Below are 19712 nucleotides of genomic sequence, written 5' to 3'. Positions count from 1 at the left end.
CCCTCCGGTTTGCACCGAAGCGCCCTGCGCGCCCGTTAACGACAAACGCACCGGGTTTATCCGGTGCGTTCGTCGTTAACGGGCGCGTGCGTCGTTAAGGGGCGCGTCGGGGGCTGGCCTCAGCGGTGGAAGGTGGGCACGCCGTCGGCGGCGGCGGCCGTGAGCACCAGCTCCCGGTGGCGCTGGTTGAGTTCGGGCAGGGCGTCCAGAGCGAACCAGCCCACCTCGAGGGACTCGTCGTCGTTCACGCGGGCCTCCCCGCCCAGGTATCGGCAGCGGAAGTCGAGGTTCAGGAAGGTGCAGACATCGCCGTTGGGGAAGGTGATCGGCCCGACGACGCCGACATTGAGGAGCACCTCGACCTCAACGTCCACGCCCGTCTCCTCGTACACCTCCCGGCGCATCGCCTGGGCCGGTTCCTCCCCCGGGTCCACCATGCCGGTGATGATCGTCCACCGGCCGTTGTCGGCGCGCCGGCCCAGCAGCACCTCCCCCGCCGCGTTGTAGACCACGGCGCCCACCCCGGGCAGCCAGAGCGGGGCGTGGCCGATCTTTTCCCTCAGTTCAAGGACGAAGTCGGGTGTAGGCATGCAAAACACCCTATGCCACCCGTGCACCCCCGGCCGTCCGCCCGTCCGGTGGGCCGGGTGCCGCGGCCGATACCGCCCCTAGATCTCGGCGCCCTCGAGCAGGTCGGTCACCAGCGCCGCAATGGGCGAGCGCTCCGAGCGGGTCAGGGTGATGTGCCCGAACAGGGGGTGGCCTTTGAGGGTCTCGACGACGGCGGCGATGCCGTCGTGCCGGCCCACCCGGAGGTTGTCGCGCTGGGCGATGTCGTGGGTGAGCACGATCCGCGAGTTCTGCCCGATCCGGCTCATCACCGTCAGGAGCACGTTCTTCTCGAGGGACTGCGCCTCGTCGACGATGACGAAGGAGTCGTGGAGGCTGCGTCCGCGGATGTGGGTCAGCGGGAGCACCTCGAGCATGCCGCGGTCGAGCACCTCCTCAACGACTTCCTGCGAGACCAGCGCACCCAGGGTGTCGAAGACCGCCTGCGCCCACGGGTTCATCTTGTCGTTTTCGCTGCCGGGAAGGTACCCGAGCTCCTGCCCGCCCACGGCGTACAGCGGCCGGAACACCACGACCTTGCGGTGCTCCCGCCGCTCCAGGACGGCCTCCAGCCCGGCGCACAGGGCCAGCGCCGACTTGCCGGTGCCGGCCCGCCCGCCCAGGGACACGATGCCGACCTCCTTGTCCAGCAGCAGGTCGATGGCCAGGCGCTGCTCGGCGGAACGGCCGGAAAGCCCGAAGACGTCACGGTCGGCCCGCACCACCCGGAGCTGCTTGTCCGCGCCGACCCGCGCCAGCCCCGAACCGCGGGGCGAGTGGAGGATCGCACCGGTGTTGACTGGCAGCTCCGCGCCGGCATCCGAGTGCACCGGCCGGTGGTCGTAGAGGGCGTTGAGGTCCTCCACCGACACATCGAGCTCGGCCACCCCGGTCCAGCCGGAGTCCTTGACGAGTTCGTTGCGGTACTCGTCGGCGAGCAGTCCCATGGCGGAGGCCTTCACCCGCATTGGGAGATCCTTCGAGACCACGGTGACGTCCCGGCCCTCGAGGGAGAGGTGCTTGGCCACGGCCAGGATCCGCGCGTCGTTGCCGGCGCTGCGGAACCCGACCGGAAGGACCTCCGGCGAGACGTGGTTGAGCTCGACCTTCAGCGTTCCGCCCTCTTCCCCGAGAGGGACCGCCGTGTCCAGCCCGCCGTGCTTGACCCGCAGGTCATCGAGCAGCCGCAGCGCCTTCCGCGCGAAGTAGCCGAGCTCCGGGTCGTGGCGCTTGCCTTCGAGCTCGGAAATGACGACGACGGGAAGGATCACCTCGTGCTCGGCGAACCGGAGCACCGCCCGCGGGTCCGACAGCAGGACCGAGGTGTCGATGACGTAGCTGCGCCGGCCGTCGCCGGCCGCGGATGAGGTGGTGTTGGTTGGTGCCACGTGGACTCCGCTCCGGGGTGCGCGCACCCCGAGTTCGAGGTGGGGCGAGGCGGCCCGGGCCGAGGCCGGGTCCGGCCTCCCCGGGCTCAACGGAACGGGTGTGCGTTCCGGCGTCATGGGCGGCCTCTCCGTCCGCCGGCGGAGGCGCCGGTGGATGGAGAAAGACTACGCCGACAGCAGCCGGGACGAGCAGCAGAATTACCGTGTCGACAATGAATTGCCGATGAACCGTTATGAACCGAAGCGGCGCTGCCGGCGCCCGAAGTCGCGCAGGGCCCGGAGGAATTCGACGCGGCGGAAGTCCGGCCAGAGCGCCTCGCAGAAGTAGAACTCGCTGTAGGCGCTCTGCCACATCAGGAAGCCGGAAAGGCGCTGCTCCCCCGAGGTGCGGATGACCAGGTCGGGATCCTGCTGGCCGCGGGTGTAGAGGAACGACGAGATGTGCTCATCGGTCAGCTCCGCCGCGAGCTGCTCGAGGGATTTACCCTTCTCCGCGGAGTTAAGGAGAAGTTCCTTGACGGCGTCGACGATCTCCCGCCGTCCGCCGTAGCCAACGGCGACGTTGACGTGGACCCCGTCGATCTCCGCGGTCTGGGCCGCGAGGTCCGCAAGTTTCCCCGCGAGGTCCTCGGGGAGCAGTTCGAGGGCGCCCACGGGCTGGACGCGGACCCGGTTGCTCTCGCCGAGCCGGTCGAGGGTGTTGGCGATGATGTCGAGGAGCTGCTCGATCTCCTCCTGCGGACGGCCCATATTGTCGGTGGAGAGCATGTAGAGGGTGACGACGTCCACGCCGAGTTCCTCGCACCAGCCGAGGAACTCGTGGATCTTGTCGGCCCCGGCCTGGTGCCCGTGGCTCGTCGGGGCGCCGGCGAGTTTCGCCCACCGCCGGTTGCCGTCGACCATGACGCCGATATGGTGCGGAATGCGCTCCGGGCTCAGCCCCCGTTGGAGCCGCCGTTCATAAAAGCTGTAGGCGAATTCTGGGATTTTCAGGAACACGCCCGGGTCGCCCTTCCTTTCGGTCCAATGTCAGCGCCTTCCGGAGCGCTACCCCTACGGTACCGGCCCGGCGGGAAATCACCCGGAGGCTGGCCCTCCCGCATCGCTACCCGTCGGTAACTTACGCCACCGTAGGTTACTCTCGTTCCATGACTTCGCCTTCTCAGCGCCGGAAGAAGCCAGCCCCCGCGGACCGGCCGGGACCGGTGGAGGCGGCCCTCGACGACGTGGCCGGGGCCCTGGCGAAGCCGTCCTGGCGGGGCTGGATCCATGCGGTTGCCACTCCCCTGGCCCTGGCGGCGGGCATCGTGCTCATTCTCGCCGCCCCGACCGGCGGGCTTCGGGCGGCCTCGGCCGTGTATGCCGCCACCGGCGTCCTGCTCTTCGGGGTCAGCGCCGTCTACCACCGCGGGAACTGGAGTGCGCGGACGCGCCTGGTGCTCAAGCGGCTCGACCACACCAACATCATGCTGGTCATCGCCGGGTCCTATACGCCGCTGGCCTGGGCGATGCTCGAGCGCAGCACCGCAGTGACCCTGCTGTGGATCATCTGGGCGGGCGCGCTCATCGGGGTCCTGTTTCGGATCCTGTGGCTCAACGCGCCGCGCTGGCTCTACGTGCCGGTCTATGTGGCCCTCGGCATGGGCGCCCTGTTCTACCTCCCCGCCTTCTGGGCGGCCGATCCCCTGGTCACGGTGCTTATCCTGGCCGGCGGCGCGCTCTACATCGCCGGGGCGGTGTTCTACGCGCTGCGCCGTCCGAACTTCAGCGTCAAACGCTTCGGCTTCCACGAGCTTTTCCACGCCTTCACCGTGGCCGCGTTCGCCGCCCATTTTGCGGCGATCCTGCTCGCCGTGCTCGATCCGGTCACCGCCTGACCCGGCGGCCGCGCTCAGGGCGCCCTAAGGAGCTCCAGGAGTTCCGCCGGAGTCTCAACCGGACGCTGGCAGACCATCCCCCGGCATAGATAGGCCCGGGCCGCCCCGGCCTCCCCCGGTGTCCTTCCCGCCAGCAGCGGCACGACACCGCCTCCGGCGCCCTCCGGACCCGCCGGGGCGAGGACGAGGCCGGCCCGGCCGAAACGCCGTCCCGCATCGGCGAGCGCCGCCGCGGCCTCCGGTGCGCCCCCGACGACGGCGAGTTCCTGCGGGCCGGCGGCGAAGGCCTGGGCCGCGGCCAGCGCCCAGCCGACAGCGGCCGGGGCGCGGTCGGCCAGGTGGGCCGCGTAGCGCAGGATCTCGGCGGACAGCGCCCGGTGACGGGCGGACCCGCTGTAGGCGGCGTAGGTGAGCAGGGCCGAGGCGAACAGCGCCGTGCCGCTCGGGGTGGGGCCGTCGAGGGGATCGGAGGCTTCCTCGGAGCCCTGGGCGGCGAGCAGCGGCCCGTCCGGGGCTGCGGAGTCGGCCAGGCGTCCGCCGCGCAGGAACCGCCGTTCGGCGGTGAGGATGAGCCGCTCCGCGGCGGCGTACCAGGTGGTGTCCCCGGTCGCGGCGAACAGGGCGAAGAGACCCTCCGCGCACCCGGCGTAGTCCTCGAGCAGTCCCTCGATGCCAATGGCGCGCCCGTCGTGGGAGACCCGGCGCAGCACCGCGCCGTCCCAGTGAACCTTCAGCAGGTAGGACGCCGCGGCGGCGGCTGCGTCGATCAGCGGCCGCTCGCCGAGGGCCGCCCCGGAATCCGCCAGCGCCGCGACGGCCAGGCCGTTCCAGCCCGCGACGACCTTGCTGTCCCGGCCCGGCTGCGGGCGCGCGGCCCGGGCCGCGCGGAGCCGTGGTGCGGCCCGGTCCCAGACCTGGCGTTCGGCGGCGGTGAAGGCCCTGCCGGCATGGAGGGTGAAGGCGCCGCCCTCGACCGCACCGGCGGCGGTGTCGAAGAGGTCCGCGACGGGCTGCGCCTCGGCGCCGAGCACCGCCTCCAGCTCCGCCCGGGTCCACACGTAGGTTCCGCCCTCGACGGAGCGCCCGTCGATCACCGTGTCGGCGTCGAGCGATGAGGCGAACGCGCCGCCGTCGACCACCATCTCTCGGAGCAGCCACTGCGCCGTGCCGCGCACGACGTCGGCGGCGAGCGCCCGCTGGCCGTCGGTGCGCGCGGTCAGCGCGGATTCGGCGTAGAGGCGCAGCAGTTGGGCATTGTCGTAGAGCATCTTTTCAAAGTGCGGCACCGCCCAGGCCCGGTCGACCGCGTAGCGGGCAAAGCCGCCGCCGAGGCGGTCATAGATGCCGGCGACGGCCATGGCCTCGAGGGTCCGGCCCGCGAGCCCGGCGGCCTCTTCCGCCGTGGCCGAGGTGCCCCGGGCGTGGGCGAGCAGGAACCGGAGCGCGGTGGATGGCGGGAACTTGGGTGCGCCGCCGAACCCGGCGTACACACGGTCCTCCCCTTCGGCCAGCGCGCGCACCGCCGCCTCAAGCACCGCGTCCTCCACGGGCGAGCCGGACCCGGCGGGAATGCGCACCGGATCCGGTTCCCAGTCCAGGCCGAGGGCTCCAACGAGGGCGCTTTTCTGCCGCTGTGCCGCGCCCAGGCCCTCGGCGAGCGCCGCGGCGCTGCGCTCCACCTCCTCCCGGCGCTGGTCCCACGCCTCGGAGACCGCTTCGAGGACCTGGCGGAAGGACGGGCGCCCGGCGATGGGCAGGGGCGGGAAATAGGTTCCGGCGAAGAAGGCGCGGCCGTCGGGGAGGGCGAAGACGCTCATCGGCCACCCGCCCTGCCCGGTCATGGCCTGGGTCGCCCCCATGTAGACGGCGTCGACGTCCGGGCGCTCTTCGCGGTCGACCTTGATGCTGACGAACCGCTGGTTGAGGTACTGCGCGACAACGTCGTCCTCGAAGGACTCGTGGGCCATGACGTGGCACCAGTGGCAGGCGGCATAGCCGACGGAGAGGAACACCGGGACATCCCGGGCGCGGGCCTCGGCGAACGCCTCGTCGCCGAACGGCCACCAGTCGACGGGGTTGTCCGCGTGCTGGCGGAGGTAGGCCGATGCCTGGGCCTGCAGGCGCCCGCCCACGGGTCAGTCCCGTCCGGCCGTTCCGGGAGCCGTGCCGGTGCCCGCGCCCGGCCCGGACTCCGACCGGTTCCTTGATTCGGGGCGATTCGTGGACTCCGGACGGTCCTGTGTTCCCGGCCGGGCGGCGCGGCCGGGTCCGGTCCCGCCCTCTTCGAGCATGGCGTTGTACCGGACGCGGCGGATCCGCTTGCTCATATCCCGGATGAGGAGAATGACGGCGACGACGATCACCACGGTAAAGATGAAGCCCAGGGTTCCCGGCGTCACGGACTCCGGGTCGAGACCCGGCCGAAGGTCATCCCCGGTCGAGGAAGCCACGATGGCGGCCAGGTTGAGCGGGAGGTTCACTTTGCACCACTTTCAAATCCGGCGGCAGAGAGCCCGCCACCTTCCAATTCTACGTGGCCCGGGCTCAGCGCGGCTCCGGTATTCCGGCGAACAGGTCATCCTCCGGAAGGGTGGACTCGACGTGGGAGTGGATCAGCGAATAGTCCTCCCAGGGCCACACCCGGCGCTGCATCTCGGCGGAGACAGCGAAGAAGAACCCCTCGGGGTCGACCTGCGTGGCGTGCGACATCAGCGCCTTGTCCCGCAGCCCGAAGTAGTCGCCGGCGTCGATCTGCGTGGTGGTCGCGTGCGTGGGTGCCGGCGGCTGGTGCCCCTCGGCGTCGGCCTCGAGCCACTGGGCGATGCGCTCGGAGTAGGGCGACTGGATCCCGGCCTCCTCGAGGGCGAAGTGCAGGGCCCGGAAACGCTCGGGGTTGAAGGCGCGGTCGTAGTAGAGCTTGTCGACGCGCCAGGGATCGCCGGTGCCGGGATAGCGGGAGGGGTCCGCTGCCGCCTCGAACGCTTCGACGGCGACCCGGTGGGCCATGATGTGGTCCGGGTGCGGATACCCGCCGTTCTCGTCATAGCTGAGGATCACGTGCGGGCGGAACTCACGCACGAGCCGGACCAGCGGCGCTGCGGCGCGTTCCAGCGGCTGCAGGGCGAAGCAGCCCGCCGGCAGGTCCGGCAGCGGGTCTCCTTCGGGCAGCCCAGAGTCGGCGAAGCCCAGCCAGCGCTGCTTCACCGAGAGGATTTCCGCAGCGCGGGCCATCTCCAGGCGCCGCAGGCCGGCCAGGTCGCGGCGGGCGTGGGGATCGCCCTCCATCGCCGCGTTCAGGATGGATCCACGTTCGCCTCCGGTGCAGGTGGCAACGAGCACGTCGACGCCGGCGGCCGCGTACTTCGCCATGGTCGCCGCACCCTTGCTCGACTCGTCGTCGGGGTGGGCATGGACCGCCAGGAGGCGGAATCCGGAATGGGACGCGGCGGGGTTATCCGTGCTGAACAAGGAGGCTCCTGGTGAGGGTCGGGTGAGGCGGGGGTGCGCTCCGCGGCACAGGCAAACCGCCCCGCGAATCGACGATAAAATACGGAGGTGAGCTCCGGAAATGCGCCTACCCCAAGAGTAGCCAATCGCTACGGTGCCCCCAAGCCGGCCCGTGCGGCCGGACGGCGCCGCTGGTGGGTCATCGGGGCCCTCGCCGCGGCCGTGATCGCCATCGGAATTTTCGCCTTTTCCACGGTGACCCCGCGGGTTTCCTTCAAGGACGTCGGGTTCTCCTTCTCCTCCGACCAGCAGGCACGGGTTGACTTCGAGGTGACCAAGCCCACCGACGCCACCGCCCACTGCGCGGTGCAGGTGCTGAGCGAAAACTACGCCGTCGTCGGGTGGAAGGTTGTGACCATCGGGCCCGGTCCCGCCTCCGAGGGTGCCGCCGGCGGGCGCACCACGGCGCAGCAGGTCGAGCTGCGCACCGACTCCCCGGGCGTTTCCGGCGGCGTGGACAGCTGCTGGATCGCCGGAACGCGCGACTGAGGGTCCCGCCCGCCGGATCTGCACGTTACCCCGCTTTGCCGCTCGCAGAGGGTGGTGAGCTGCACACTCGGCGGGAAAACCGCTCTCCCGAAAAGGCCTCGGCAGCGCAAGGGCCGCGGCCAGAAGAAGGGCGCTGGGTTTTTTCTTGGGTTATCTGCAAGTGCTGACTAGACTGGAGGCATACCCACCCCGCCCCGACGGAGACCCCCGCGGTCACCCAGACGGCGGGGTTCTTGCTTGTGGTCGGCCTTTCGGTGCCGGCCGCGGCAGAACATCAAGAGCCGGCCCGCCTCCGCGGATCCGGACATACCTAAGGAGATGCCCCGTGTCCACTAACAGCGCACCCGTTGCCTGGCTCACGCAGGAGTCCTACACGCGCCTCAAGGCCGAGCTGGAACACCTCTCCGGGCCCGGGCGCACAGAGATCGTTGCTCGCATCGAGCAGGCCCGCTCCGAGGGAGACCTCAAGGAGAACGGCGGCTACCACGCCGCCAAGGAGGAGCAGGGCAAGGCCGAGGCCCGCATCCGCCAGCTCACCGAACTGCTCAACAACGCCCAGGTCGGTCAGGCCCCCGCCGACGACGGCGTGGTCGAGCCCGGAATGATGGTCGAGGCGAAAATCGCCGGCGACGTCGAGTCCTTCCTCCTGGGCAGCCGCGAGGTTGCCGGAGACACCGACATCGACGTCTACAGCGAGCGCTCGCCCCTCGGTGCCGCCATCCAGGGCAAGAAGGCCGGCGACACCGTCAGCTACACCGCACCGAACGGCCGGAACATCACGGTGGAGATTCTCTCCGCCAAGCCCTACGCGGGCTAGCAGCACTTCGCCGCCCGGCCGGGCGGCGGCTCAGCGGCGCAGGACGCGGCCCGTTCCGGAAGGGACGGGCCGTTTGCGCAGCAGGAACGCCGCGAGGATCCCGCCGAGGGCCCCGAACAGGTGCGCCTGCCACGAGACGTTCGACCCGACCACCGGCAAGACCCCCCACAGGATCGACCCGTACATCAGGAACAGCAGCACCGCCAGGAGGATCTGCCTCCAGTTGCGGTTGTAGAAGCCGCGGGCCACGAGGTACGTGAACAGGCCGAACACCACCCCCGAGGCACCGATGGTCACCCCTCCGCCGGTGAGCCAGACGCCGAGCCCGCTGGCCAGCCAGCTGGTGCCCAGGGCCACCGCGAACCGCCGGAGGCCCTCGAGGAACGCGAGGAACCCGAGCACCACCAGCGGCAGCGTGTTGCTCACCAGGTGCCCGACGCCGCCGTGGAGCAGCGGCGCGAACAGAATCCCGTCAAGCCCGCGGACCCGGCGCGGCTCAATGGCGAGGACCGAGGTCAGCCCCCGCCCGGAGAACGTGTCGATCAGGTAGAGCGCCCACAGCACCGCGGCAAAGGCCAGGACGGTGGTGAGGCCGAGCTTCGCGCGCCGGGCAAGCATCTCAGCCCTGGATCACGACGGGCTGGAAACCCTCGGCCCGCAGGTTGCTCAGGACCTGTTCGCAGTGCTCGTCGCCCTTGGTCTCCATGTTGATGGTGATGGCGACGTCGCCCATGCTGATGGAGCCGCCCACCCGGGTGTGGTCGACGCCGGTGACATTGGCATCGGATTCGGCGATGATCCGCGAGATGGTGGCCAGGGAGCCGGGCCGGTCGTCGAGCAGCATACGGACCACGAGGTAGCGGCCGGCGGCGGCGAGTCCGCGCTGGATCACCTTGAGCATGAGCATGGGGTCGATGTTGCCCCCGGAGAGCACGACGGCGGTGTTGCCCGGCAGAGCGCCGTTCTCGGTGAGCTTGCCGTCGAGCAGCGCTGCGACCCCGACGGCGCCGGCCGGTTCGACGACCATTTTGGTGCGTTCGAGCAGGAAGATCAGGGCCCGCGCGAGGGAGTCCTCACTGACGGTGACGACGTCGTCCACGAGTTCGCGGATGATGGAGAACGGCAGCTGCCCCGGCCGGCCCACGGCGATGCCGTCGGCGATGGTCGAGACCTTCGTCAGGGGCACGAGCGCGTCGGCGGCGAGCGAGGGCGGGTAGGCTGCGGCGTTTTCGGCCTGCACCCCGATGATGCGGATGGTGCGGCCGAGTTCGCGCGCCCGGGCCTTGACCGCCACCGCGACCCCGGCCAGGAGCCCGCCGCCGCCGACGCCCATCAGGATGGTGTCGACCTCGGGGCACTGCTCAAGGATTTCAAGGCCGATCGTGCCCTGCCCGGCGACGACGTCGACATTGTCGAAGGGGTGGACGAAGACCGCGCCGGTCTCGTCGGCGTAGCGCTTGGCTTCGGTCAGGGCCTCGTCCACGTTGTGCCCGTGGAGGACCACCTCCGCGCCGTGTCCGCGGGTGGCGGCGAGCTTGGGCAGCGCCACCCCCAGCGGCATGAAGATCCGGGCCTGGATTCCCAGCCGGCTGGCCGCCACCGCCACGCCCTGGGCGTGGTTGCCGGCGGAGGCCGCGACCACGCCGCGGGCGCGTTCGGCCGGGGTGAGCTTTGCCATCCGGGTGTAGGCCCCGCGCACCTTGAAGGAGCCGGCCCGCTGGAGGTTCTCGCACTTGAGCCAGACGTTGGCGCCAATGAGCCGGCCCAGCGCCCGGGACTCCTCGATGGGCGTGCGCGCAATGACGCCGGCCAGCAGTTCCTGCGCGGCCTCGATGTCCCTCAGGGTGACCGGGAGCCGGGACATCTCTTCGAGGGTGTGGGTGGACGCGGCGCCGAGGGCGGTCTGCTCTGTCACAGGGTAGTTCCTTTTCGGGGTTAGGGTAGCGGCAGCGGGCCCGGGGCCGGGTGCGACCCGCGCAGGGCAGGGTCGGTCTCCCAGGCCCGCCGCGCAATGTATTTCACGGAGGTGTTCAGCACGGCGAGCAGCGGCACGGAGAACAGGGCGCCCGGGATTCCCGCGACGAGGGTTCCGCCGGTCACCGCGAGCACCACCGCGAGGGGGTGCAGGGCGACCGCCGGTCCCATGATCATGGGCTGCAGGAAGTTGCCCTCGAGCTGCTGGACGATGAGCACGATCGCGAGCATGATCAGGGCGTTGACCCAGCCGTTGGCCACCAGGGCCAGCAGGACGGCCACGATACCGGTGGCGAGGGCTCCGACGATCGGGATGAAGGAGCCGATGAACACCAGCACCGCCAGCGGCAGCGCCAGCGGTACGTTGATGATGGCCGCGCCCGCACCGATGCAGGCGGCGTCAACGAAGGCCACGAGAAGCTGGACCCGGACGTAGCTGCCCATCGAGGTCCAGCCGCGCCGGCCCGCGCCGTCGATCGCCGCCCGCGCGCGCACCGGCGCCAGGCCGACGATGAAGCGCCAGATCCGCCCGCCGTCGAGCAGGAAGAAGAACAGGGCGAACACGGTCAGCAGCGAACCCGCAGCGAAGTGCCCGGCGCTCGAACCGAAGGACAGCGCCCCGCTGACGATGGTTCCACCGTTGTTCTGGATGGCGTCCCCTGCCTCCTGCAGGAAGCCGATGACCTGATCGGTGGTGATGTTCAGCGGCCCGTCGGACAGCCCGGCGAGGAGCTGCTCGATGCCCGCTCGGGTCTCCCCCCACAGGCTCGAGAAGCCCAGCGCCAGCTGCCGTCCGACGAGTGAGAGCGCTCCGACGACGAGGACCACCAGCCCGAGGACCGTCAGGGTGACAGCCAGCCCGGTGGGCACCTTGTGGCGAATCAGGAAGCTGGTCAGCGGCAGCAGCAGCGAGGCGAGCAGGCCCGCAATCATCAGCGGAATGACGATCAGCGAGATGTGGCTGAGCAGCCAGATCAGCACGCCGGCGACGACCAGGACAATGCCCACGCGCCAGGACCAGGCGGCGCCGACCCTCAGTGCGTAGGGAACATCGTCCTGGGGTGCGGGGCGTCCGCGCCGTGCAGGGGCTCCGCCGTCAGTACCGCGGGGTGCGCGGGAGGACATTCCGGCGGGGTCGCCCACCCCGGTGGGGGCGGTGGCGGGTGATGCAGCCTCGCCGTCAGCGGCGCCGGGGGTGGCGGCGGCGGGAACGGCGCGCTGGAGGGCCCGCTTGGGGAAACCTCCGGAGAGTCGCTGCATGAGCCAATCTTTCCACACAAGCCTGCGCCGCGAGTTATCCGAGACGCGGGCGGATTCCCCACCGGGCGGCGAAGGTGGCCCCGGGCTCGAGCCACCTCAGGCCGTAGCCCGAGTTGAAGGCGTTGGCCGGCGCCGTCATCGGTTCGACGGCGACCGCGCGGTCAACGCCGGGGTAGGTCCTGCTGATGAACACATGCACGAACTCGAACTCCGGATCGGCCCAAAGGGTCACCGACCGGCCGTCCGGCGCGGTGAGGGTGTGCTCGAAGCGCCCGTCGACGGTGGTGAGCCCGGTGAAGGCCGAATCGAACTCGATGTCGCCGACCCGCTTCCCGCCGCGCAGGTCCCGATCGCCGGAGACCGACACACGACCCACCGGAATCGAGCGTTCGTCGGTGTCGAAGACGGTGTCGGCGTTCACGGTGAGGGTGAGGTCCTCGGTGGGCACCCCGGAGATTTTCAGGTAGGGGTGGGCGCCCAGCCCGAACGGCGCCCGGGCGTCGGAGTGGTTGGTCAGCGACTGGGTGACCTGCAGTCCCCCGCCGTTGAGCTCGTAGGCCGCAGTGTGGGTGAGGTGGAACGGGTAGCCGTGCTGGGGGAAGATCTCGGCGGCCAGGACGACGGCGTCCTCGGCCACCGACTGGGCGTAGTAGCCGGTGTTGCGCAGCAGTCCGTGGCTGGCGTTGCCCTTGGACGGCTCGGTGATGTCGAGTCGCTGCTCGGCGCCGTCGAGCAGCCAGACGCCGCGGTCGACGCGGTTGGCCCAGGGCGCGAGGAGGATCCCCGCGCCGCCGGCGGGAATCGAGTCCTCGCCCCAGGTCTCGGTGAGGTGCACCCCGTCCACGGTGTAGGAGCGGAGGGCCGCCGCGAGGGAGGCGATCACCGCCGTGGAGCTTCCGGAGGTCAGGAGGTAGTTCGTGCCGGAGGCCGGCCGCCGCGGAGTGTCCATGCACCGATGCTACCGCTGCAGGGGTGAGCGCGCCCGCCAGGACGGCCCCGCGGGGAGGACGCGCTTTCCCCGGCCGCTACTTTCGGATATGTTTGTTTCTGTTCGATTTTGTTAGCACGATCTCGATCCAGAGCCGGAGCGGTTCCGGCACTGTCTTCCCCACACCTGCCCGGGAGGTGCGATGCTCGCAGCCGAACGGCACGCCGCCATCCTCGCCGCCCTGGACGGCCGCCCGGTAGTGCGCGTCGCCGAACTCGCCGGCAAGCTCGGGGTTTCCGAGATGACCGTACGGCGCGATATCGACGCCCTTCAGGCCGCGGGCTCGGTCCACCGCATCCACGGCGGCGCGGCGCGGGCCGGAGTGCTGGCGGCGGCCGAGCCGGGCTTCCCCGCCAATGCGCGCCGCCAGGCGGCCCAGAAACGGGCCATCGCCCGGGCGGCGGCCCAGCTGGTGCTCCCGGGCATGACCATCTCGGTGACCGGCGGCACCACGACCGTCCAGCTCGTCGACCACCTGGCGCAGATCGAGGGGCTCACCGTCGTCACCAACTCCCTGCCTGCCGCCGACCGGCTCCACCGGCTCACCGCCGGCGGCCGCGGGCCTGCCGTGCTGCTCACCGGCGGGGAACGTTCGCCCTCCGAGGCCCTCGTGGGCCCGCTGGCGACGGCCGCCATCCGCGCACTCAACGTCGACCTGTGCTTCATGGGCGTCCACGGCGTCGACGTCGATGCCGGCATCACCACCCCGAACCTCGCCGAGGCCGACACCAACCGGGCCTTCGCCGACGGCTGCGGGCACCTCGTGGTGCTTGCCGACTCGACCAAGTTCGGCGTCGTGAGCCTGGCCCGCATCACGGGCCTCGAGGAAACCTCATGCCTGATCACCGACACCCTCCCTGCGGAGCCCGGCTTCGCACGGCACACCCTCGTCACCACCCCCGAGACCATCAAGGACGCAAGGAAAGCCCTCACATGACGCATATCACCCCCACCATGCTCTCGGACGGCCGGGAGCTCATCTACTTCGACGCCACCGAAGCCTCCGCCGCCTTGCACTCCGACCCCGCCGCGACGGCCGACCGCCGCGGCCTCGACCCCCGCGGCACCGCCACAGGCGATGCCCGCTACGACGCGCTCAGCGGCGAGTGGGTCGCCGTGGCCGCGCACCGCCAGACCCGCACGCACCTCCCCCCGGCCGACCAGTGCCCACTGTGCGCCTCGAACGAGCGCTACGCCTCGGAGATTCCGGCCCCGGACTACGAGGTCGTGGTGTTCGAGAACCGGTTCGCCTCCTTCGGCCCGCAGCTCGGCTCGCTGCCGGATACCCCGGAGTGGGGCACGACGACGACGGCCTTCGGCCGCTGCGAGGTGATCGCCTTCGACCCGGCACACGACGGCTCCTTCGCCTCCCTCTCCCCTGAACGTGCCCGCACCGTCATCGACGCGTGGGCGCAGCGCACCGAGGCCCTCTCGGCGATGGAAGGCATCCGGCAGGTCTTCCCCTTCGAGAACCGCGGCGCCGAAATCGGCGTCACCCTGCTCCACCCGCACGGCCAGATCTACGCCTACCCCTTCATCCCGCCGCGTGCGGCGCAGCTCGGTGCGCAGGCAACCGCCTTCTACGAGGCCTCCGGCGGACGCGAGACGCTGATGGGCGCCGCCCTGAAGAAGGAGCGGGACTCCGGGGAGCGGATGATCCTCGAGGGCAGGCACTTCAGCGCCTTCGTCCCCTTCGCCGCGCGCTGGCCGCTCGAGGTGCACCTCGTGCCGCACCGCCAGGTCCCCGACCTCGCGGCCCTGAACCCGGCCGAGCGCGACGACCTCACCGAGGTCTACCTGAACCTGCTGGGCAAGGTCGACGCCCTTTACTCGACCCCCACCCCGTACATCGCCGCCTGGCAGCAGGCACCGCTGGATGCGCGCATCCGCCCCGCCAGCTATCTCCACCTGCAGCTGACCTCGCCGCGCCGCGCGGAGGACAAGCTGAAGTTCCTCGCCGGCTCCGAAGCGGCCATGGGAGCGTTCATCAACGACACCACACCCGAGCAGGTTGCCGACCGACTGCGCAACGCCTTGCCGGGAACCCCAGGAAAGGCAACCTCATGACTCTCTCCGCAGCAGAACTCGCCGCGGCGTTCACCGCCCGCTTCGGCACCGAGCCGGCCGGCGTCTGGTCGGCTCCCGGCCGGGTGAACCTGATCGGTGAGCACACCGACTACAACGACGGCTTCGTGCTTCCCTTCGCCATCGACCGCTCGACTCTGGTCGCCGCACGTCCCCGCACCGACAGCACCGTGCGGGTCGCCTCCACCTTCAGCGAGGGCGACGTCGTCACTGCCGACCTGAACGGGCTGGCCGCGGGCGATGTCGAGGGCTGGGCGGCCTACCCGGTGGGCGTCCTCTGGGCGCTCGGCCGGTCGGGCCACGCGGTCCCGGGCATGGACCTGCTCGTCGACTCCTCCGTGCCGGTCGGGGCCGGGCTCTCCTCCTCGGCAGCGCTTGAGTGCGCCGTCGCCGCGGCGGCGAACGACCTGGCCTCGGCGGGACTCTCGCGCTCCCAGCTCGCCTCGATCGGGCGGCTGGCCGAGAACGAAATGGTGGGCGCTCCCACCGGCATCATGGACCAGACGGCCTCGCTGCTGGGCGAGGTGGGCCACGCCGTCTTCCTCGACTGCCGCAGCCTCGAGACGATGCTCGTGCCGCTCGACCTCGACGGTGCGGGGCTGACCCTGCTGGTGATGGACACCCGGGTAAGCCACTCCCACTCGACCGGCGGCTATGCCTCCCGCCGCGCATCCTGCGAGGAGGGAGCCCGGCAGATGGGCGTGCCCGCCCTGCGCGATCTTTCGGTGTCCGACCTCGGCAATGCCGCGGGGATCCTCGACGAGGAGACCTTCCGGCGGGTGCGCCACGTGGTGACCGAGAACGCCCGGGTGGAGGACGCCGTTGCCGTGCTGACCACCAAGGGCCCGGGCGCCCTGGGGCCGCTGCTGAACCAGAGCCACGCCTCGATGCGCGATGACTTCGAAATCAGCTGCCCCGAACTCGACCTCGCCGTCGACACCGCGGTCTCGGCCGGAGCCGTGGGTGCGCGTATGACCGGCGGCGGCTTCGGCGGCGCCGCGATCGCCCTCGTTCCCACCGAGGACGCCGGCACCGTCTCCGAGGCGGTCACCGCCGCCTTCGCCGACGCCGGGTTCAGGTCGCCGGTGATCTTCAGCGTTCGGCCCGACGCCGGGGCCCGCCGGGTGGCCTGAGCCCCGGCCGCCGACGATCCGGTGGTACCGGCAGGTATCACCGGATCCAAAAGGAAGGGCCCGCAGCACCTGCTGCGGGCCCTTCCTTTGTGCTTCTTCAGTTCGTCAGCGGTGCTGCCTGTCGGTTACTCGTCGCCGCGCAGGATCGCGAGCAGGCGCAGGAACTCGACGTACAGCCAGACCAGCGTGACCGTGAGCCCGAACGCGGCCGTCCACGAGTAGCGCTGCGGGGCGCCGTGCTTGACGCCCTCGTCGATCGAGGTGAAGTCGATGATCAGCGAGAACGCGGCCAGGCCGATGGCCAGGATGCCGATGATGACGCCGAACGGAATGCCGGTGCCCAGGAAGTCGGCGCTGCGCAGGCCCCACGGGTCGTCATTGAGGTTGAACGCCATCAGACCGAGGTTGATCAGCGAGAACGCCAGGTAGCTCAGCATGGCGATCATGAAGAACTTCATCGCCTTGGGCGTCGCACGCACCTTGCCGCTCTTGAACAGGGCCAGGGTCACGCCGAACACCGTCAGGGTGCCGAGGAGGGCCTGGAACGCGATGCCTTCGAACCGCGCCTCGAGGATCATGGTGATCCCGCCGAGGAACAGGCCCTCGAGCGCCGAGTAGGCAAGGATGAGGGCCGGGACCGGCTCACGCTTGAAGGAGTTGACCAGGCCCAGGACGAAGCCGCCGATCAGGCCAACGATCATCAGGACCGGCGCAAGCCCCGGCACGAGGAACACCGGGATGGCCGCACCCACAAGCACGACTGCGATGGAGAGGATCGTCTTGACGATGACGTCGTCGTAGGTCATCCGGCCGGTTTCGGCCGGTCCCGCCGCAGGGCGGTTGTACATGTGCTCCAGCTGCTGCTGGTTCAGGGCCGACTGACCCGCGAAGGTCGTCGTGCCATAGGCCGCCGGGCTGGTGCCGCGCGCGGCAGAACGGAAGGTCTTTCCGTTGAAAACCGGATTTCCGCCGATTGCCATTTTGTGTAGTCCTCCAATTGGGGGCTGTAAGTGTTCCAACCCTACCCATATCAACGCTGTAAGTGGGCTTTTGTTCCCGCCCCGGGCCGCGTCCTCCGCGCCGTTGCACGCAGTTGTTATCCAATCGCTACCTGCACGGGGCCGATTGGTGCGGAACGGAAACTGCGCCCGAGTAACATAAGCTCCACATTGAGTGACACCAGTCACACGCATGATCTCCTGCCCGTCCGGCAGGCGGCCCCCACAGTGGAGGTTCCTATCTTGATAACCCAACCGACGCCTGCACGGCTCGGGAGGATGTTCGCTGCCCTTTTCAGCGTCCTTCTCGCCGTGCTTCTCAGCGCACCGTCAGCGCAGGCGTTCACCCAGCCGCCCGGAAGGGCGATGAATTCGGCAGTACCTGCAGCTGTTCAGGCGGAAGAGTTCCAGGACCGCATCAGCGGCGTCCTCCGTGGCGTCGACGGACCCATCGCCGATGTCACCATCACGGCCACGGGCAACGGCTTCGAAGGTGAGACCACCTCCGGCGAGAACGGCTTCTGGTCCATCGGCGTGCCGGAACAGGGCTCCTATGAGGTCGAGGTCGACGAAGACACCCTCCCCGAGGGAATCACCCTCGCCGAGGGCCAGGAGAACCCGCGCACGGTCACCTTCGCCGGAACCTCCAACGCCACGACCCTCTTCCTGTTCGGCGAGGGAATCGTCGCCCAGGGCGGAACCTTCTGGGACACCCTCGGCGAACGCGCCCTCGCAGGCTTCAGCTTCGGGCTGCTCCTCGCGCTGAGCGCCGTCGGACTCTCGCTGATCTTCGGCACCACGGGCCTGACCAACTTCGCCCACGGCGAGATGGTCACCCTCGGGGCCGTCCTGACCTTCGGCTTCGCCGCGCTCGGGCTCCCCGCGCCGGTCGCCATCGTCCTGGCGGTGATCGGCGGCGGCGTGCTGGGCTACGTACAGGATGCCGCCCTGTGGAAGCCGCTGCGGAACCGCGGCACCGGCCTCGTCCCAATGATGATCGTCAGCATCGGCCTGGCGCTGGCGCTGCGCTACATCATCCAGTTCAACTTCGGCGGGGCAACCACCCAGCTTCCCGGCTCCCAGGGCGAGATCATCAATCTTGGGGCGCTCTCCATCTCGCGGAACAACCTGAATTCGCTCATCGTGAGCCTCGTCGTCATCCTGCTGGTGGCGTTCCTGCTGCTGAAGACCCGCATCGGCAAGGCGACCCGCGCGGTGGCCGACAATCCCGCCCTGGCGGCGGCGTCGGGCATCGACGTCGACCGGGTCATCCGGATCGTCTGGGTGATCGGCGGCATGCTCGCCGCACTGGGCGGCATCCTGTGGGCCTACTACCGCCCGGGGGTCTCCTTCAACATGGGCCAGCAGATCCTGCTGCTGATCTTCGCCGGCGTTGTGCTCGGCGGCCTCGGCACGGTCTTCGGCGCGCTTATCGGGTCGATCATCGTGGGGCTGTTCGTCGAAATCTCAACGCTCTGGCTTGAGGCCGACCTGAAGTATGTCGGCGCTCTGCTCATCATGATTCTCGTGCTCCTCTTCCGGCCGCAGGGTATCCTCGGCCGCCGCGAGCGCATAGGTTAGGGGTTCCAATGGATTTCGGAAACATCCTTGTCAACGCCTTCGGCGAACTCATCAGCCCGACGACGGCAGCCTACGCGCTGGCCGCCCTCGGCCTCGCCGTCCACTTCGGCTACTCGGGCCTGCTCAACTTCGGCCAGGCCGGCTTCATGGCCGTCGGAGCCTACGGCTTCGCCATCTCCACGCTGACCTTCAACGCCCCCCTGCCGGTCGCGGTGCTCGTCGCAATGCTCGCGTCGGTGGTGTTCGCCATCGTGCTGGGCATACCCACACTGCGCCTGCGGACCGACTACCTCGCAATCGTCACGATCGCCGCCGCGGAGATCATCCGGTACGTGGTGACCACCAATGACCTCACGGAGGTCACCGGTTCGGCCAACGGACTGGCGGCCTTCGAGGGCGGGTTCTACGCCCTCAACCCCTTCCCCGCGGGCACCTACAACATCGGCCCCCTGGCGATGAACGAGCGCAACTTCTGGATCCGCGTCGTGGGCTGGACGGTCGTCATCCTCGCGTGCCTCACCGTGTGGCTGCTCATGCGCAGCCCCTGGGGGCGCGTGCTCAAGGGCATCCGGGAGGACGAGAACGCCGTCCGCGCCCTCGGCAAGAACGTCTACGCCTACAAGATGCAGGCACTGGTGATCGGCGGCATCCTCGGCTCGCTCGCGGGGATGGTGTTCACCCTCCCGCGCGGCGCCGTCCAGCCTGCAAACTACGCCACCGAGCTGACGTTCTTCCTCTACACCTGCCTGCTGCTCGGAGGCATGGCCACCGTGCTGGGACCGGTGATCGGCGCCATGATGTTCTGGGTGGTTCTGTCGCTGACCCAGGGCATCCTGTACGGGGCGATCGAGTCGGGTGCCATCACCTTCCTCACCAACACCCAGGCCGGGCAGCTGCGCTACATCCTCGTCGGTATCGCCCTGATGCTGCTGATGGTCTTTCGACCGCAGGGCGTGCTGGGCAATAAGAAGGAGCTGGCATTCGCATGAGCGAGAATTCCACCAAC

General features: G+C 69.9%; 19 protein-coding genes. 8 read left to right on the top strand and 11 right to left on the bottom strand.

Annotated elements, in window-relative coordinates:
- Positions 1 to 119: 119 nt before the first annotated feature.
- The 3 genes from E2F48_RS06335 to E2F48_RS06325 all read right to left on the bottom strand — a co-directional run bounded on the left by E2F48_RS06335 (position 120) and on the right by E2F48_RS06325 (position 2990).
- Positions 120 to 590, bottom strand: a complete 471-nt coding sequence (locus E2F48_RS06335) for an NUDIX hydrolase (RefSeq protein WP_133403140.1) — start codon at positions 588 to 590, stop codon at positions 120 to 122.
- 78 nt (positions 591 to 668) lie between these two features.
- On the bottom strand, positions 669 to 2114 hold the full coding sequence (gene phoH2 / locus E2F48_RS06330) for an RNA 5'-3' helicase PhoH2 (protein WP_133403139.1): 1446 nt from the start codon (positions 2112 to 2114) through the stop codon (positions 669 to 671).
- A 114-nt stretch (positions 2115 to 2228) separates the two neighbouring features.
- Positions 2229 to 2990: an isoprenyl transferase gene (locus tag E2F48_RS06325; protein WP_133403411.1), complete on the bottom strand. Its 762-nt coding sequence runs from the start codon at positions 2988 to 2990 to the stop codon at positions 2229 to 2231.
- Between the two features lie 155 nt (positions 2991 to 3145).
- Between E2F48_RS06325 and trhA the strand changes: the two genes are divergently transcribed.
- Positions 3146 to 3874 carry a PAQR family membrane homeostasis protein TrhA gene (trhA, locus tag E2F48_RS06320; protein WP_133403138.1) on the top strand — a complete coding sequence of 243 codons (729 nt, stop codon included), beginning with the start codon at positions 3146 to 3148 and terminating at the stop codon, positions 3872 to 3874.
- A gap of 14 nt (positions 3875 to 3888) precedes the next feature.
- On the opposite strand, the gene E2F48_RS17720 is transcribed toward trhA, so the two are convergent.
- The 3 genes from E2F48_RS17720 to mca all read right to left on the bottom strand — a co-directional run bounded on the left by E2F48_RS17720 (position 3889) and on the right by mca (position 7342).
- Positions 3889 to 6006, bottom strand: a complete 2118-nt coding sequence (locus E2F48_RS17720) for a thioredoxin domain-containing protein (RefSeq protein WP_133403137.1) — start codon at positions 6004 to 6006, stop codon at positions 3889 to 3891.
- Positions 6007 to 6009: 3 nt separating this feature from the next.
- The gene (locus tag E2F48_RS06310; RefSeq protein ID WP_133403136.1) at positions 6010 to 6354 is read right to left on the bottom strand and encodes a hypothetical protein; all 345 of its coding nucleotides are present in this window, start codon (positions 6352 to 6354) and stop codon (positions 6010 to 6012) included.
- A 64-nt stretch (positions 6355 to 6418) separates the two neighbouring features.
- Positions 6419 to 7342: a mycothiol conjugate amidase Mca gene (gene mca / locus E2F48_RS06305; RefSeq protein WP_133403135.1), complete on the bottom strand. Its 924-nt coding sequence runs from the start codon at positions 7340 to 7342 to the stop codon at positions 6419 to 6421.
- Positions 7343 to 7429: 87 nt separating this feature from the next.
- Between mca and E2F48_RS06300 the strand changes: the two genes are divergently transcribed.
- Both E2F48_RS06300 and greA read left to right on the top strand, forming a co-directional pair.
- On the top strand, positions 7430 to 7870 hold the full coding sequence (locus tag E2F48_RS06300) for a DUF4307 domain-containing protein (RefSeq protein ID WP_221411632.1): 441 nt from the start codon (positions 7430 to 7432) through the stop codon (positions 7868 to 7870).
- A 325-nt stretch (positions 7871 to 8195) separates the two neighbouring features.
- Positions 8196 to 8687 carry a transcription elongation factor GreA gene (gene greA / locus E2F48_RS06295; protein ID WP_120166981.1) on the top strand — a complete coding sequence of 164 codons (492 nt, stop codon included), beginning with the start codon at positions 8196 to 8198 and terminating at the stop codon, positions 8685 to 8687.
- A 30-nt stretch (positions 8688 to 8717) separates the two neighbouring features.
- Here greA and E2F48_RS06290 read toward each other — a convergent pair whose 3' ends face one another.
- The 4 genes from E2F48_RS06290 to E2F48_RS06275 all read right to left on the bottom strand — a co-directional run bounded on the left by E2F48_RS06290 (position 8718) and on the right by E2F48_RS06275 (position 12870).
- Positions 8718 to 9305 (bottom strand): rhomboid family intramembrane serine protease, encoded by a 588-nt coding sequence (locus tag E2F48_RS06290; RefSeq protein WP_133403134.1) that lies wholly within the window; start codon positions 9303 to 9305, stop codon positions 8718 to 8720.
- Position 9306: 1 nt separating this feature from the next.
- Positions 9307 to 10551, bottom strand: coding sequence for a threonine ammonia-lyase (ilvA, locus tag E2F48_RS06285; protein WP_133403409.1), 1245 nt, complete (start codon positions 10549 to 10551; stop codon positions 9307 to 9309).
- A 71-nt stretch (positions 10552 to 10622) separates the two neighbouring features.
- Positions 10623 to 11786: an AI-2E family transporter gene (locus tag E2F48_RS06280; protein ID WP_133403408.1), complete on the bottom strand. Its 1164-nt coding sequence runs from the start codon at positions 11784 to 11786 to the stop codon at positions 10623 to 10625.
- A gap of 169 nt (positions 11787 to 11955) precedes the next feature.
- Positions 11956 to 12870, bottom strand: coding sequence for an aldose 1-epimerase family protein (locus E2F48_RS06275; protein WP_133403133.1), 915 nt, complete (start codon positions 12868 to 12870; stop codon positions 11956 to 11958).
- Positions 12871 to 13051: 181 nt separating this feature from the next.
- Here E2F48_RS06275 and E2F48_RS06270 point away from each other — a divergent pair, with 181 nt between their 5' ends.
- The 3 genes from E2F48_RS06270 to galK are packed head-to-tail and all read left to right on the top strand — an operon-like array spanning position 13052 to position 16127.
- Positions 13052 to 13846 (top strand): DeoR/GlpR family DNA-binding transcription regulator, encoded by a 795-nt coding sequence (locus E2F48_RS06270; protein ID WP_133403132.1) that lies wholly within the window; start codon positions 13052 to 13054, stop codon positions 13844 to 13846.
- Positions 13843 to 14976 carry a galactose-1-phosphate uridylyltransferase gene (gene galT, locus E2F48_RS06265; RefSeq protein WP_133403131.1) on the top strand — a complete coding sequence of 378 codons (1134 nt, stop codon included), beginning with the start codon at positions 13843 to 13845 and terminating at the stop codon, positions 14974 to 14976. Before E2F48_RS06270 ends, galT begins: the two co-directional genes overlap by 4 nt.
- Positions 14973 to 16127, top strand: coding sequence for a galactokinase (galK, locus tag E2F48_RS06260; RefSeq protein WP_133403130.1), 1155 nt, complete (start codon positions 14973 to 14975; stop codon positions 16125 to 16127). Before galT ends, galK begins: the two co-directional genes overlap by 4 nt.
- Positions 16128 to 16252: 125 nt before the next feature.
- Here the strand turns inward: galK and E2F48_RS06255 are convergent, their stop codons facing one another.
- Positions 16253 to 17107: a Bax inhibitor-1/YccA family protein gene (locus E2F48_RS06255; RefSeq protein ID WP_133403129.1), complete on the bottom strand. Its 855-nt coding sequence runs from the start codon at positions 17105 to 17107 to the stop codon at positions 16253 to 16255.
- Positions 17108 to 17404: 297 nt separating this feature from the next.
- On the opposite strand from E2F48_RS06255, the gene E2F48_RS06250 reads away from it, so the two are divergent.
- Together E2F48_RS06250 and E2F48_RS06245 are read left to right on the top strand one after the other, a co-directional pair.
- On the top strand, positions 17405 to 18706 hold the full coding sequence (locus E2F48_RS06250) for a branched-chain amino acid ABC transporter permease (protein WP_133403128.1): 1302 nt from the start codon (positions 17405 to 17407) through the stop codon (positions 18704 to 18706).
- Positions 18707 to 18714: 8 nt separating this feature from the next.
- Entirely contained in the window at positions 18715 to 19695 is a 981-nt protein-coding gene (locus tag E2F48_RS06245; protein ID WP_133403127.1) for a branched-chain amino acid ABC transporter permease, read from the top strand.
- Positions 19696 to 19712: the final 17 nt, after the last annotated feature.

Origin of the sequence: Arthrobacter crusticola, assembly GCF_004357995.1 — a bacterium.
GTDB classification, from domain to species: domain Bacteria; phylum Actinomycetota; class Actinomycetes; order Actinomycetales; family Micrococcaceae; genus Arthrobacter_D; species Arthrobacter_D crusticola.
Note: the sequence above shows the minus strand (reverse complement) of the source record. Positions and strands in the feature narration are given on the sequence as shown.